Annotated in this window: 12 protein-coding genes; 1 reads left to right on the plus strand and 11 read right to left on the minus strand. The window is 70.1% G+C overall.

Annotated features, from left to right (window positions below; all coding sequences use genetic code 11):
- Nucleotides 1-46: 46 nt before the first annotated feature.
- From AB7M35_RS02980 to rpiA, 7 genes are all read right to left on the minus strand, one after another.
- Nucleotides 47-1,795 (minus strand): hydantoinase B/oxoprolinase family protein, encoded by a 1,749-nt coding sequence (locus AB7M35_RS02980; protein WP_453957126.1) that lies wholly within the window; start codon nt 1,793-1,795, stop codon nt 47-49.
- Nucleotides 1,788-3,875 (minus strand): hydantoinase/oxoprolinase family protein, encoded by a 2,088-nt coding sequence (locus tag AB7M35_RS02985; RefSeq protein WP_453957128.1) that lies wholly within the window; start codon nt 3,873-3,875, stop codon nt 1,788-1,790. Before AB7M35_RS02985 ends, AB7M35_RS02980 begins: the two co-directional genes overlap by 8 nt.
- Before the next feature lie 73 nt (nt 3,876-3,948).
- On the minus strand, nt 3,949-5,052 hold the full coding sequence (locus AB7M35_RS02990) for an LLM class flavin-dependent oxidoreductase (RefSeq protein ID WP_453957130.1): 1,104 nt from the start codon (nt 5,050-5,052) through the stop codon (nt 3,949-3,951).
- 337 nt (nt 5,053-5,389) lie between these two features.
- Nucleotides 5,390-6,016 carry a gamma-glutamylcyclotransferase family protein gene (locus AB7M35_RS02995; RefSeq protein ID WP_453957131.1) on the minus strand — a complete coding sequence of 209 codons (627 nt, stop codon included), beginning with the start codon at nt 6,014-6,016 and terminating at the stop codon, nt 5,390-5,392.
- On the minus strand, nt 6,013-7,401 hold the full coding sequence (gor, locus tag AB7M35_RS03000) for a glutathione-disulfide reductase (protein WP_453957133.1): 1,389 nt from the start codon (nt 7,399-7,401) through the stop codon (nt 6,013-6,015). Before gor ends, AB7M35_RS02995 begins: the two co-directional genes overlap by 4 nt.
- A gap of 244 nt (nt 7,402-7,645) precedes the next feature.
- Nucleotides 7,646-8,191, minus strand: coding sequence for a DUF2059 domain-containing protein (locus tag AB7M35_RS03005; RefSeq protein WP_453957135.1), 546 nt, complete (start codon nt 8,189-8,191; stop codon nt 7,646-7,648).
- A 46-nt stretch (nt 8,192-8,237) separates the two neighbouring features.
- Complete coding sequence (rpiA, locus tag AB7M35_RS03010) at nt 8,238-8,948, minus strand: ribose-5-phosphate isomerase RpiA (RefSeq protein ID WP_453957137.1); 711 nt, start codon at nt 8,946-8,948, stop codon at nt 8,238-8,240.
- Nucleotides 8,949-9,160: 212 nt separating this feature from the next.
- Between rpiA and gph the strand changes: the two genes are divergently transcribed.
- Nucleotides 9,161-9,841 (plus strand): phosphoglycolate phosphatase, encoded by a 681-nt coding sequence (gene gph, locus AB7M35_RS03015; RefSeq protein WP_453957139.1) that lies wholly within the window; start codon nt 9,161-9,163, stop codon nt 9,839-9,841.
- 3 nt (nt 9,842-9,844) lie between these two features.
- Here gph and AB7M35_RS03020 read toward each other — a convergent pair whose 3' ends face one another.
- The 4 genes from AB7M35_RS03020 to AB7M35_RS03035 are packed head-to-tail and all read right to left on the minus strand — an operon-like array spanning nt 9,845 to nt 14,893.
- Nucleotides 9,845-12,601: a sodium:solute symporter family transporter gene (locus AB7M35_RS03020; protein ID WP_453957141.1), complete on the minus strand. Its 2,757-nt coding sequence runs from the start codon at nt 12,599-12,601 to the stop codon at nt 9,845-9,847.
- A 3-nt stretch (nt 12,602-12,604) separates the two neighbouring features.
- Nucleotides 12,605-12,859: a hypothetical protein gene (locus AB7M35_RS03025; protein ID WP_453957143.1), complete on the minus strand. Its 255-nt coding sequence runs from the start codon at nt 12,857-12,859 to the stop codon at nt 12,605-12,607.
- Nucleotides 12,856-13,275 carry a response regulator transcription factor gene (locus tag AB7M35_RS03030; RefSeq protein WP_453957144.1) on the minus strand — a complete coding sequence of 140 codons (420 nt, stop codon included), beginning with the start codon at nt 13,273-13,275 and terminating at the stop codon, nt 12,856-12,858. Before AB7M35_RS03030 ends, AB7M35_RS03025 begins: the two co-directional genes overlap by 4 nt.
- On the minus strand, nt 13,265-14,893 hold the full coding sequence (locus AB7M35_RS03035; RefSeq protein WP_453957146.1) for a helix-turn-helix domain-containing protein: 1,629 nt from the start codon (nt 14,891-14,893) through the stop codon (nt 13,265-13,267). Before AB7M35_RS03035 ends, AB7M35_RS03030 begins: the two co-directional genes overlap by 11 nt.
- Between the last annotated feature and the right edge of the window lie 151 nt (nt 14,894-15,044).

Here is a 15,044-nt window from a genome sequence, read left to right on the forward strand (position 1 = left end):
CCCCTGCGTGTCGGGCGAACCCCGGAGGCCTGCGACCTCCGGCGTCCTATTCGGCAGCCTCCGGCTGCTCGTCGGCGCTCTTCCCGGCCGCTTCCCCCCAGTTCTCACCATAGTCTCGTCGCGCGGCCTCCTCACTGACGTAGCCATAGGCCACGTCACGCCGCACGAGTTCCGGATCGCGTTCCGACGGCGGGCCGAACCCGCCGGCGCCGGCCACGTGAAAGACCAGTCGCGATTCCGCCGGCGCGATGAACGCGCCCTTGCCCCGGATAGGACGGGACGTTCCGTCAGGCAATTCAAGATCGATCCTCGAGGTCGCCCCCGCCTTGCCGCCGGCCTGGCCGAACGGCGGCGTGAGCACCCGTTCGCAGCACGTCGCGCAATGGACGTCGCGCATCAGGATCCGCCACGTGCGGCGCACGCCGAGGCCGCCGCGCCATTTGCCGGCGCCGCCGGAATCCGGCACCAGCGCGTATTCCTCGACGCGCAGCGGGAAGCTCATCTCCAGGATCTCGACCGGCGTGTTCATCATGTTGCCGATCGGCGTGGAGACCGCGTTCATGCCGTCCTTCACCGGACGGGCGCCGAAACCGCCCTTGGTCACCTCGTAGCTGATGAACGTCTCCTCGGTGCGGTAGTCGGTGCCGCCGAAGATGACGACGCCGCCGGTGCCGTGGGAGCCGGCCGGCACGTTGCCCGGCGTCAGCGCGTACATCGCCGCGAACACCATGTCGCCGATGCGCACCGACATCTCGTGGTTGGCGTAGGTGACGGCGGCGGGCTCCTGGGCGTTGACCACGCAGCCCTTCGGCGCGCGCACGTCGACCGGCCGCCAGGCCCCGGAATTCGGAGGGATGAGGCTGCCCGGATCGAGGATCATCTTCAGCGCCGCGAACACGCCGGAGCGGGTGACCGTCAGCGGCGAGTTCATGGGCCCGGAGACGCGCGGATCGGAGCCGTCGAAGTCGAGCACGATGGAATCGCCGGTCTTGGTGATCTTCAGCTTCACCCGGAACTGCGCGTCCTCGGTCTCGCCGGGCTCCAGGATGCCGTCGCCGTCGATGGTGTCCTCGAAGGACGAGGTGCCATCGGGAACGCGCGCGAGGGCGGCCCGCATCATCGTTTCCGAATAGTCGAGGATGCGGCTCATGATCTTCAGGAGTTCGTCGACGCCGTATTTCTCGGCGAGCCCCTGCAGGCGGGCGACGGCGCGGCGGTTGGCGGCGACCTGCGCCCTCAGATCGCCGACACGCTCGCCGGGGGCGCGGACGTTGGCGAAGATGAGCGCCTCGACGTTGGGGTCCGGCTTGCCGTTCACGTAGATGCGGACCGGCGGCATCCGCAGCCCCTCGCCGTAGATCTCGGTGACCGCGCCGTAGCTGCCCGGCGTAGCGGAGCCGATGTCCGGCCAGTGGGCGCGCACGCAGCCATAGCCGATCAGCGTGTCGCCCCAGTAGGCCGGCATCACCACGTTGACGTCGGGCAGGTGCGAGCCGCCGTGGTAGGGATCGTTGTGGATGAAGACGTCGCCCGGATCCGGGTTCGGAAAGGCGGCGACGACGCTGCGCACCGCGTCCGGCATCGACCCCAGGTGGACCGGCAGATCCGGCCCCTGGGCGACCATGTTGCCGCTCGCGTCGAAGATCCCGCAGGAATAGTCGCCCGCCATCTTCAGGAGCGGCGAATAGGCGGTCTTGGCGAGGACGATCTTCATCTCCTCCGCCGCCGACAGAAGCGCGTTCTTGACGATCTCGAAGCGCGCGGCGTCAACGCCCAGCTCGGCCCGGTCAAGCATGGATGTGGCTCCGCTTCTCGGCGATGAGAAATCCGCTGGCATCGACCCGCGCCGACCATTCCGGCGGCACCACAACGGTCGATTCCAGCGATTCGATGATGGCGGGGCCCTCGATGGTCGCGCCCTCGGCAAGGCCCTCGCGCCACAGCACCGCGGTCTCCACGAAGCCGGTGACGGGGAACCAGACGTCGCGGCGCGCCGAGCGGGCCGCCTCCGGCCGCCCCGGCTGGGCGAGCGTCAGCGCCGGCCGCTTGCCGAGCGCGGTCAGGCGGATGTTGACGATCTGCACCGGCTCGGCCTCGTTGGAATGGCCGTAGGTCTGCTCGTGCTTGCGGTGGAAGGCCTCGGCGAGGAGCGCCACGGTTTCCGCCGTGATCGGTCCGTCGACCATCGGGACGGTGAGTTCGTAGGCCTGGCGGCGGTAGCGCACGTCGGCGAAGCGCTGGAGCTGGCGCTGGGCGGCCGGCACCTTGGCGGCGTCGAGCATGGCGGTGCCTTCCGCCTCCATCGCCGCCACCGCTTCGGCGAGGCGCGCCAGCTCGACGCTGGCGAGCTCGGCGTAGAGGGTGCGGGAATAATCGCGCTTGAGGTCGGTGGCGACCAGCCCGAGGGCGGAGAAGGCCCCCGGCGCCGGCGGGATGATGACGCGCGGGATGCCGAGCTCGGAGGCGAGCGCCATGGCGTGGATCGGCCCTGCCCCGCCGAAGGCGATCATGACGAATTCCTGGGGGTCGTGGCCGCGCTCGACCGAGACGATGTTGAGCGCCTCGACCATGTTGGCGTTGACGACCTCGATGACGCGCGCCGCCGCCTCGGACGCGGTCAGGCCGAGCGGATCGCCGATGTGGCGCTCGATCGCCGCGACCGCGCCGGCATGGTCGATGGCAAGGCCGCCGTCGAGCAGCGCCACCGGGTTCAGATAGCCGAGCACGACGTTGGCGTCGGTCACCGTCGGCAGGGTCCCGCCCTTGCCGTAGGCGACCGGGCCCGGCAGCGCGCCGGCGCTGTGGGGGCCGGCCTTCAGCGAACCGCCGGGGTCGATCCAGGCGATCGAGCCGCCGCCGGAGCTGACCTCGGCGAGATCGACGACCGGCACCCGGATCGGGTGGCCGGTGCCGTTGATCCAGCGCTTGGCGTGGCTGGCGCCGCCGACCTCGTAGTCGGCGGTCACGGCGATTTCGCTGTCGACGATGACGCTGGCCTTGGCGGTGGTGCCGCCCATGTCGAACGAGATGATGCGGTCCTCGCCGAGCTGGTTGCCGACGAGCGCGGCGGCGATGACGCCGGCCGCCGGCCCCGATTCCACCGCCTGGGCGGGCATCCGCAGGCATTCGGCGATGTCGACGACGCCGCCGCTCGATCCCATCACGTGGAGGTCGGGCATCCCCTCGCCGCGGACCGCCTCGCTCAGCCGCTCCAGGTAGCTCTTCAGCAGCGGGCCGACATAGGCGCAGACGGCGGTGGTGCTGGCGCGTTCGAACTCGCGGATCTCCGGCAGCACGTCGCAGGAGAGGTACACCTGGACGCCCGGCAGGCCGGCGCGCAGGAGCTCGCCCAGACGCCGCTCGTGGGTGTCGTTGAGGAAGGAGAACAGCAGCGACACGGCGACCGTCTCCACGCCGCTGGCGCGCAGCGCGGCGACCAGCGGCGCCGCCTCGGCCTCGACCAGCGGCGTCACCACCTCGCCCTGCGCGTCGACGCGCTCGGTGATCTCGTAGCGGTGGAGGCGCGGCACGAGAACCGGCGGCGGGTCCTGGAAGAGGTCGTAGAGGTCAACGCGGGTCGAGCGGCGCAGCTCCAGCAGGTCGCGGAAGCCGCGGGTGCCGACGAAGGCGGTGCGGGCGCCCTTCCCCTCCAGGAGCGCGTTGGTGACGATGGTGGTGGCGTGGGAGAGCAGCGCCACGTCCGCCGCCGCGATATCGGAGCCGGCCAGGCCGCCGGCGAGACCCGCCAGCACGCCCTCGGCGAAGTCCAGCGGGGTCGTCGGCACCTTGGCGACGCCGATGCGGCCGGTCGCCTCCTCCACCATCGCGACATCGGTGAAGGTGCCGCCGATATCCACTCCCACTCTCCAGCTCATCTGCACTCCATCCACGCTTTCCAAGGCAATTGACATGCCATCCGGGGGCTCGGGCGCGCCCCGGTCGACGGGCTCACGCGTAGGCGCGGGCTGGCAGCGGCGCCGCCGGCGGGCGCCGTCCGATCTCCTCGAGCGGCCCGACTTCCTTCTCGATCAGCGGGATCACCTCGGTGACGAAGCGCTCCAGCGAGCGGCGGGCCCGGGCGATGGGCATGTCGCCGAACTGGAAGAAGCAGTTGTAGTGGATCGGATCGAGGGTCCGGATGTCCTCGACGATGCGCTCGGCGCAGCGGTGCGGATCGCCGATGACGAAGTTGTCGCGGAAATCCTCCAGGCTCGCCTCGTCGGGCAGCGGCACCGGGGCCAGCCGGGCGCCGTCGAGGGCGAGGATCGAGGCGCGCAGCGCGTACACCATCCGCGCGTAGGAGCGGCCGCGCTCCGCCGCCTCGAGGGCCTCGGCCTTGTCGTCGGTGATGGCGATGTACTGCTGCGCCGCCAGCGGCATGGTGGCGGGATCGAGGCCGGCCGACGCCCACGACTTCAGCGCGTGCGCGCGCGAGGCGGCGAAGGCGCCGGGCTTGCCGGCCCAGGCGCCGGAGACGAACGGCACCGCGCCGAGCGGCCCGAGCCGGGCGAGGATCGTCGGATGCAGCGACGTCATGAACAGCGGCGGCATCGGTCGCTGCGCCGGACGCATGGCAAACACCGTCTCGGGCGCCGAGAAGTGCTTGCCGGAGAACGCGACGCGGCCGGTGGAAAGCGCCTGCTCCACCACCTCCCAGTATTCCAGGAAGACCTCGTTCTTCTGCTCGATGTCGATGCCGAAGCGGTCGAACTCGTAGCGCTGGTAGCCGCTGCCGAGGCCGAGCGCGGCGCGGCCGCCGCTCTGCTGGTCGAGCAGCGCGATCTCCTGGGCGACACGCAGCGGATTGTGGAGCGGCAGCACCACCACCGCGGGGCCGAGCTTGATGCGCGACGTGGTGCCGGCCAGGTGCGCCGCCATCATCAGGGGGGAGACGGAGAGCGAGTAGTTGGTGAAGTGGTGCTCGGCGAACCAGGCGGTGTCGAAGCCGCCCTGGTCGGCTAGCTCCACCATCGTCCGCGTGTCGTCGACGACACCGGCAATCCCGCCGGGATTGTCCTGGTGCGTCATGAGATTGAAGAGACCGAACTTCATGACCAACTCCGCAGCGCTCGGGCGAAACCGGACAGGGCCGGTGGTTCGTCGATGCCAGGAGTGTCGGGGCCCATGCCGGAGCCCACAACGGATTATTCGTTGCAGACAGGACACCGACGCTAACCGGGACGTGCACACGTAAGCGTCACTTAAGTCGATCGCCTAGATTCTATGCATAAGAGACGCAGGGGCGGCAGCGGTGCGTGCGATCCCGGCACGCCGGGAGCAAAATGGCACGCCAAATGGGGCGGCTTCCCGCGCAAGGAAGTCGCTCCAACCATCTGAAAATTCGAAGTTTCTGTCGATCGGGCGCTGGCGGCGCGATGGCCGGAAGGCGTCAGCGGCGCTTGAAGCGGGTGGCGCCGGCGGTGGCGAGCGCATCGTCGACCAGCACGCGTTCGGCCGGCGACAGCGTCTGGGCGCGGGGATAGAGCGGGTCGGCGCGATCATCGAGAATCGGAACGTGCCAGCCGTCGGTGGTGGCCATGAACTCGGCGACGCCCTCCTCGCCGAACACCTTCAGGTAGCCCTGCAGGACGCAGTCGACATAGCTCAGGAGCACCGGAAAGCGGCGGCTGCCGTAGCGGTCGTGGGCGGACTTCACGCGGTAGACGTAGACCTCGCCCGGGTGGGCGTAGTCGGTTTCCGGGGCGACGCCCTCGGCGCCGACCGTCAGCCGGTCGTAGTGGCGCTCGCGCCGGTCGAGCGTCGGCAGGCTCACGCGGTTCTCCGAGGCGAGCACGCCGCGCACGACGCTGTCGGGCTCGGCGGCGCGGATGGTGAGCGAGCAGGCGCCGGAGAGCAGCGAGCGGCGGGTGGAGACACGCCACGCCCGGCGGAAGCCGTTGAGCCGAGCCGGGATGACCTCGTGGCTCTGGGGCCGCGTGGCCGAGTTCACCAGCGAGCCGTAGCCGAAATAGTGGAAGACGCCGCCGTCGGCGGCCGCCTCGGCCGCCATGCTCACTCCGCCGCTTCGCGAACGTGCCGTTCCGGCTTCATGCGCATGGTCACCAACTCTTCGGCGGCCGACGGATGGACGGCGATGGTGGCGTCGAAGTCCGACTTGGTGGCGCCCATCTTGATGAGGATGCCGACGAACTGGATCATCTCGGCCGCCGCCGGACCCATGATATGGACGCCGAGGACGCGATCGCTGTCGCCGTCGACGACGAGCTTCATGAGCATCTTCTCGTTGCGGCCCGACAGGGTGTGGAGCATCGGCCGGAAGGACGTCTTGTAGATGTCCACGACCCGGAACGCCGCGCGCGCCTCGGTTTCGGTCAGGCCGACGGTGCCGATCTCGGGGCTGGAGAAGACCGCGCTGGCGACGGAGGCGTGGTCGACCTTCACCTCGCGACCGCCGAAGACGGTGTCGGCGAAGGCGTGGCCCTCGCGAATGGCGACGGGCGTGAGGTTGATGCGGTTGGTGACGTCGCCGACGGCGTAGATCGACGGCACGCTGGTGCGCGACCATTCGTCGACGACGATGGCGCCGTCGGGGCCCAGCTCCACGCCGAGCTTGTCGAGGCCGAGACCGTCGGTGTTCGGCCGGCGGCCGATGGCGAACATGATCTCGTCGGCGGCGAGCACGTGCCCTGCCCGCGTCCGGCCGATCAGCCCGGCGTCGGTCTTCTCGATGTCGCTGAAGACGTCGCCCAGGATGATCCGGATGCCCTTCTCCTCCATCTCGGCGTGAAGAGCGTTGCGCAGGTCGTCGTCGAAGCCGCGCAGGATCTCCTCGCCGCGATAGACGAGCGTGGTTTCCGCGCCGAGGCCGTTGAAGATGCCGGCGAACTCGACCGCGATGTAGCCGCCGCCCGCGATGACGATCCGCTCGGGAAAGCGCTCGAGGTGGAAGGCCTCGTTGGAGGTGATGACGTGCTCGACGCCCGGCAGCTTCGGATCGACGTTGGCGCGCCCGCCAGTGGCGATGAGGACGGTGCCGGCGGTGACGCAGCGGTCCTCCGCCTCGAGATAGACGCGGTGCTCGCTCTCCAGCGTGGCGCGGCTGCGGATCGCGGTGACGCCGGCGCCCTCGAGGTTGCGCAGGTAGGCGCCCTCGAGGCGGTCGATCTCCCGGTCCTTGTTGGCGATCAGGGTCGGCCAGTCGAACGACGCGCCGTCCAGCCCGCTCCAGCCGTAACCGGCGGCGTCCTCGAACGCTTCGGAGAAGTGCGAGGCGTAGACCAGGAGCTTCTTGGGAACGCAGCCGCGGATGACGCAGGTGCCGCCGTAGCGGAACTCCTCGGCGAGCGCGACGCGGGCGCCGTGCTGGGCGGCGATGCGCGCCGCGCGCACACCCCCCGATCCGCCGCCGATGACGAACAGGTCATAATCGAATTCGGCCATTGTGCCCTCACCGTCCGACCGGCCAGCCGCCGGTCGCGGTCCGTTGCGATCCCGAAGCGGGAGGATACCGCACGGGCGCGGAGTTTCCCGACCGGATCCCCCTCCAGATCAGGTGATCCGGATGCGCCGGCCGCCCGGTCCGGATCGCACCGATCCCGGCGGCGGGCACCTGCTCAGATGGGCGTTCGCGCGCGCTGGCGCAAACCGAGCCGGCCGGGCGCGTGACCCGGCCGTCACTGCACGCTTAGAGCGGCGCGCCCTGCGCCTGCATCCGGCGGCGCACTTCCTCGACCATCTCGGTCGACAGCGCATCGGCCCACTGCTTGGACGCACCCACCGACAGGGCGGAGATGCTGGGGCTGAGGTCGGCCACCTTCTCGCCGATCGGCGAGGTGTAGAACGCCGTGATCTCGTCCAGCTCCTCGATGGAGAAGCGGCGCGCCCAGATTTCCTGGATCGTGCGGTCGAGCTGCGGGCGACGCTGGGCCATCTCGATGGCGACCTGGGTGGTCACTTCCTCGATCTGGCCGGCGAGAGCCGGATAGCTGCGGGTAAACAGGCCCGTGGTCTGCTCGGCGATCGTCGGCAGGATCTGGTCGAACCCTTCCGTCGCCTTCGACGCATCGATCGCGCGCTGGGCAGCGTGGAGATGCTCCTGCGTGAACGTCTGCTGCTCGCCGGACTGGCCGGAGCCGGTCGACGTCTGGGCGTAAAGGCTCGAAGAGCCGGCCATTACGAGTGCCGCGGCCATCGCCACGCCCGCCGTACGGCTCAAGGAGATAAAGCGCATAAACGATCTCCGCATGTTGGTTCGTTGACGCACCGACCGAACGGGTTCAGGCCGGCACAAGGTGAATGACTGCATCGGTGTCGGCTATCAGCGCCGCGCTCGCAAGTCCTATGAACAATCCGTGCTCGACGACGCCGGGCACCGAATTGAGGGTTTCGGCTAGCGCTTCGGGCTCGGGAATTCGCCCGAACGCCGCATCGACGATCAGATGGCCGCCATCCGTCAGGTAGGATCCACCGCCCGCCGCTTGCCTGACGGTGAGCGGGCCGTCAAGCCCGAGGGCCTGGCTGCGGGACCCGATCGCGCGCAACGTGGCCTGCAGACCGAACGGGACAACCTCGATCGGGAGCGGGAACCGGCCGAGCGTTTCGACGCGCTTGGAGGCGTCGGCGATGACGATCATCTTCGCCGAGGCGGCCGCCACGATCTTCTCGCGCAGCAGCGCGCCGCCGCCGCCCTTGACCAGCCGCAGCCGGTCGTCGAGCTCGTCGGCGCCGTCGACGGTGAGATCGAGCTCTGGCAGTTCGTCCAGCGTCGACAGGGGAATCCGGAGTTCGCGGGCCAGCGTCGCGGTGCGTTCGGAGGTGGCGACGCAGTCGACGGTCAGCCCTTCCGCAACGCGCTCGCCGAGAAGCCGCACGAAGATTTCCGCCGTCGACCCGGTGCCGAGGCCAAGCCGCATGCCGCGTTCGACGTGGGCAAGGGCCGCGGCCGCCGCCTTCTCCTTCATCGATGCCGCGCCAGCCTGATCGTTCATGCGTCCATCGTTCCCATTGCAAGCCTGCGTGCGGGCGGAAGCGTTCCGTGCCCGAACCTGACCGGTGCACTTAGAGCATTTTCGGGCAAAGGGGAATCGGGGATGCGGCCGCTTCCCGGGTGAAACGCCGCAGACCCGGGCCTCCCGCCGCGGTGTTCCGCCGGGGCGCTTCCTGCTATGCGGGGCGGCGAACCGCACACCCGGAGTTTCCCATGACGCGCCCACACACGCTGGTGTTCGACCTGGACGGCACCCTCGTCGAAACCGCGCCGGACCTGACGGCCGCCCTCAACACGGTACTGGCGATCGAGGGCCTGCCCCGCGCCGACCCGATTCGCGCCCGCAACGCCATCGGCCACGGGGCGCGGGCGATGATCCACCGGGCGCTCACCGACATTTCCGAGCCGGCCGACGATGCGCGGCTGGACCGGCTGCTCGCCGAGTTCCTGGACTACTACGTGGAGCACATCGCCGACGAGAGCCACGTGTTCCCGGGCGTGCTGGAGGCACTCGACCGGCTCGGGGCCGACGGCTGGCAGTTCGCGGTGTGCACCAACAAGCGCGCGCCGCTGGCCAACAAGCTGCTCGACGCGCTGGACCTCAGCCGCCGCTTCCAGGTGATCGCCGGGCCCGACACCTACGGCATGGCCAAGCCCGACCCGGCGCACCTGCTGCGCACGATCGAGGCCGCCGGCGGCGACGCCGCGCGGGCGATCATGGTGGGCGATTCCCGCACCGACGTGGACACCGCGCGGGCGGCCTCCGTCCCGGTGATCGGCGTCGACTTCGGCTACACCGACACGCCGATGGCGGAGATCGGCCCCGACGTGGTGATCAGCCACTACGACGCGTTCGAGGCGGCGGTGGACCGGCTCGTCGGCGGCTGGGGCTGAGCCCTACTTCGCCGCCTCGCCGAACGGCGGCGCGACCTGGCGGCGCCGCGACAGCGGCAGCGTGACGGAGAACTCCGAGCCCTCCGGGCCGGTGGCGACGAGGCGGATGTCGCCGCCGAGCACCCGGGCGATCTGCATGGAGATCGCCAGCCCCAGCCCGCTGCCCTTGGCGTCGCCCGCCCGGTCGTTCCAGGCGCGCGAGAACTTGGTGAACAGGTGGCCGCGCTCGTCGGCCGGAATGCCGGGCCCGTTGTCGGAGATCCGCACGTCGACGAGGTCGTCGAGGACGGAGAACGACAGCCGGACCTCGGGGTCGGGCGAGGTGTTGAACTTGATGGCGTTGGACAGCAGGTTGACGAACACCTGCTTCAGCCGGTCGGCGTCGACGTCGACCAGCGCCGGCCAGGTCTGCGGCGCCATCATCAGCCGGACGCCGCGCCGCTCGGCCAGCCCGCTCATGATCGCCATCGCCTGCTGCAGCACGACGGCGGCGTCGATGGTCACCATCGTCCAGTTGACCTGACCGCTTTCCATGCGGTTGAGGTCGAGGATCTCGTCCAGCAGCCGGGTCAGCCGGCGGCTTTCCTCGTCGATGATGGTGACGAAGCGGCGGGCGCGCTCCTCGTCGAGCTGATCTGACTGCACCAGCAGTTCGGCGAACGAGCGGATCGAGGTCATCGGCGTGCGCAGCTCGTGGCTGACGCGGCTGAGGAAGTCGTCCTTCATCCGGTCGAGCTGGGTGAGCTTCTCGTTGGCGTCGCGCAGCTGCTCGGCGATGCGCTCCAGCTCGGCGGACTTGTTCTCCAGCTCGCGCGAATAGCGGATCGCCTCGCGGGTCTCGTCGAGCAGCGCCATCACGGTGTCGACGGCGATGGGCTCGCCCTTGGCGATGCGCGACACCATCAGCCCGGCCGACGAGGCGCCGATGCCCGAGGCGAGCTGGCGCTCCACCAGGGCGATGAACTGGGGATCGGGCAGCGGCAGCCGCCCCGCCCTGCCCTGGCGCGCCGCCTGGGCCTCGAAGACGGTGCTGGTGCGCTCGGCGCCGAGGATGCGCTCGCTCAGCCGGTAGAGGTCCTCCGCCCGCGCCGAGCGCGGCAGCACCGGCTCCTCGGCGGCGGGCGAGCGCGCGAACACGTCGACGAACAGCGCGCTCTGCAGCCGCTCCATCGGCGACTGGACGGTGCCGATGGAGACGAACACGTAGGCGGCGACGTTGAGCGTCAGGCTCCAGAACATCGAATGGACCAGCGGGTCCCAGCCGGCGAGGCCGAGCAGCGCCGTCGGGTGCAGCAGGCTGAGGCCGAAGATGCCGCCGTCGATCAGCCAGCCGAGCGACCAGCCGCCGGCCCCGAAGCTCGGGATCAGCAGCGTGTAGGCCCAGACCAGGAAGCCGATGACGAGCCCCGACAGCGCGCCGGCCCGGGTCGCCCGCCGCCAGAACACGCCGCCCACCAGCGCCGGCAGGAACTGGGCGACGCCGACGAACGAGATCAGCCCGATGGAGGCGAGCCCGCTCGGCCCGGCGGTGCTGCGGTAGTAGAGGTAGCCCAGCGCGAGGATGGCAACGATGCTGACGCGGCGGATCAGCAGCACGGTGCGCGACAGGTCGCCCTGGGCGTGACTCTCGATCAGCCGGGTGCGCAGCAGGAGCGGCGTGATCAGGTGGTTGGAGATCATGATCGACAGCGCGATCGACGACAGGATCACCATCGAGGTGCCGGCCGACAGCCCGCCGATGAAGGCGAGGATGGCGATCCACTCGTAGCCGGCGGCGAGCGGCACGGTGAGCACGAAGAGGTCTGGGTTGGAGCCCACCGGCAGCAGCGTCATGCCGGCGATGGCGATCGGCACGACGAACAGGCTGATCAGCAGCAGATAGAGCGGGAACAGCCAGGCGGCCGTCTTCAGGTGCCGCTCGTCCTGGTTCTCCACCACGGCGACCTGGAACTGGCGCGGCAGGCAGATGATCGCGGCCGCCGACAGGAAGCTGATCGCCACCCAGCGGCTGCGGTCGGATTCGGCGAGCGTCGCCAGGTGCGCGACCCGCGGCGTCCAGTCGGCCGACAGCACGCCGGGGATGTCCTCGCCGGCGAACCCTGCCACCACCAGCACGCCCACCGCGATCAGCGCGCACAGCTTGACCATGGACTCGAACGCGATCGCCGCGACGACGCCCGGATGGCTCTCGTCGGCGCCGATCTTGCGGGTGCCGAACAGGATCACGAAGACGGCCATGCACGCCGCCACCCAGAAGCCGGTGTCGCTGAGGAGGCCCGGCGGCGAGGTGGTGCCGTCGACGAACGGCGACGGCCGGGCGATCGCCTCGAAGCTGGTGGCGACGGCCTTCAGCTGCAGCGCGATGTAGGGCGCGATGGCGACGATGGCGATCAGCGTGACCACCGCGGAAATCGCCGAGCTCTTGCCGTAGCGCGCCGAGATGAAGTCGGCGATCGAGGTGATCTGCTGGGCCCGCGAGATGCGCACCAGCTTGCGCAGGAACAGCCACCAGCCGACGAACACGAACGTGGGGCCGATGTAGATGGTGGCGAACTCGACGCCGTTGCGCGCCGCCGAGCCGACGGCACCGTAAAAGGTCCAGGAGGTGCAGTAGACGGCCAGCGACAGGGTGTAGACGACGGGCGAGTTGATGATGCCCTTCACCCCGCGCTCGGCGCGCCGGTCGGAGATGAAGGCGAGCAGGAACAGCCCGCTCAGATAGAGGCCCGCGACCGCGACGATGACGCCCGGCTCGAGCATGGCTCAGCCTCCGTCGCGGGGCGGCACGCCGGGGCCGTCTCCCGCGCGGCCGAGGCGGTGGGACAGGAAGGCGGTGGCGAGGATGCCGGCGAACCAGACGGCGAACATGTAGAGGTGGAGCAGCGGAATGCCGAAGATCAGCACCGGGCTGTCGAACACGGTCAGCATCGGCGGCATCAGCAGGAACACCATCGCCACCGGCACCGCCCACTTGAGGTCGACGATGCGCTCCGGATCGCGGGCGGGCCCCCGGCTCATCGGCGTGCGTCCCCGTTGCCGAGCAGCCGCCCGACCCGCGCCAGCAGGTCCTGGTTGGAGAACGGCTTGGTGACGAACTCGTCCGCGCCCAGCGACATCATCTGGCGGCGGTCGCTGTCCTGGCCCTTGGCGGTGAGCACCAGCACCGGCACGGCGCCGCCGTGGGGCATCCGGCGGAGCTGGCGCAGCACGTCGAAGCCGTTCTCGCTGGGGATCATGGTGTCGAGGATGAGCAGGTCCGGCGGGTCGGACGACAGGCGCGCGAGCGCCACGGCGCCGTCGCGCACCGCTTCCACCGCGTAGCCCTGGCGCTCCAGCAGGAACGTCAGCGATTCCACGATGAACGGCTCGTCCTCGGCGATCAGGATCAGCGGACGGGCGCCCTCCCCGTCGCCCGGCGGGATGCTAGCGGCCATCGGCGAAGGCCTCCTCGCGGGTGCGCTCGACCGGCGCCGGATCGCGGGCCGGCGGACCGTACGGCGCGTCCGCGCCGCGCGCCGACGCCTGCCGGAAGATCGGCGGGTGGACGCGCTGCTCGCAGTCCTCGCGCCGGCAGGAGCGGCATTCGAAGCCGACCCGCGACAGCACACTGTCGCGGCGGGACGAGTAGGCGTCGCCGTAGACGATCCGGTCGGCGTACTGGGCGTCGCAGCCGAGCATGACGCTGAACACCGTCGTCGGTCGGCCGTGCACGGTGGACGGCTTGGTCACCCGCCGGGCGATGAAGAGATAGCGCGCGCCGCCGGGGATCGCGGCGAGCTGGCTGACGATCTGGTCGGGCGACGAGAACGCCGTGTAGATCGGCCAGCGCGGACAGGCGCCGCCGAACTCCGGCATGCGCAGCCCGGGGATCGAGAAGCGCTTGGAGATGTTGCCGGCCGGGTCGGCGCGCAGGAAGGCGAAGGGCACGCCCTCGTTGCCCGGCTCGCGCAGCGTCACCAGGCGGTGGGCGGCCTGCTCGAAGCTGACGCCGAAGCGCGCGCCGAGCGCCTCCAGGTCGTAGCGCAGTTCCTCGGCGCTGCGCAGATACAGCTCGTACGGCAGCAGCAGCGCGCCGGCGGCATAGCGGGCGAGCGCCTGGAGCACCCGCACGCGGGCCTCCTCGCTGGTGACGCGGGCGGTCTCCACGATGCGTTCGAACAGCTCCCCGAACTCGATCCGGCACAGCCGCTGCGCGAGGCGGAAGCGCACCGTCGACGAGGTGGCACCCTCCGCCAGCACGAGACGGCGGCCGGAGGGGTCGCTGGCGCACGGCGGCTGGCCGTGCACCACCTGGATCCCGTGGCGGGCGGACAGCCGCTCCGTCAGCACGCTTTCCGACAGGATGCGGTCGTCGCCGAGCTCGTCGCGCAGGACCGCCGCGGCCGCCTCGATGGGGGCGAAATAGTTGCGGTTGTCGATGATGAAGTCGTCGACCTCGCGGGACGGCGACGCCGGGCGGAACGCGTCGCCGGAGTGCTCGAGCGTGTCGATCACCGCGCGGGCGCTGGAGGTGAGCGCATCGCTCTCGCTGGCGATGATGCCGGCGAAGCGGCGGCGCTCGGCGGCGTCGAGGTCGTCGTGCTCGGCGAGGATCTCGGAGAACGAGCGCACCGAGGTGATCTGGGTCAGCATCATGTGGCTGAGCGTCATCAGCTCCGGATCGCGGCTGAGGCGCTCCGACAGGGCGAGCGCGGTCTCGGTGGCGTCGCGCAGATTGCCGTGCAGCTTGATGAAGGCGCGGGCCCATTCCGGGTAGCGCCCGACAAGGCTGGCGGCGCTTTCCGCGTCGAGGCCTTCCAGCCCGCTCGCCGCCGACAGCTCCATCAGCGATTCCACCAGTCGGCTGTCCTGATCGGCCGTCAGGTAGTCGAGCTCGAGCTCCAGCGCGTCGGCGATCCGCCGCAACAGCTTGCCGCCGATGTAGCGCTTGTCGTGCTCGATGAGGCTCAGATAGGCGGGCGAGATGTCGACCACCTTGGCGAGTGCCGCCTGGGCCATTCCGGCGCGCCGGCGCCGCTCGCGTATACGTTGTCCGATGGGGACACGAACCATTCAACCCTCCCAGGCCGGCTGCGGTGACTCTTGTGAGCTCTGTAAATTTCTTAACAGCCAATGGTGGCCATGCGACCGGAATTTACAGAACTTTGCAAGCCCCCCGCTTCGCCATTGCCGGTTGTGGGGAGCTTGTCGTAGCCATCTCTAT

It is taken from the genome of Amorphus suaedae, from assembly GCF_053629675.1.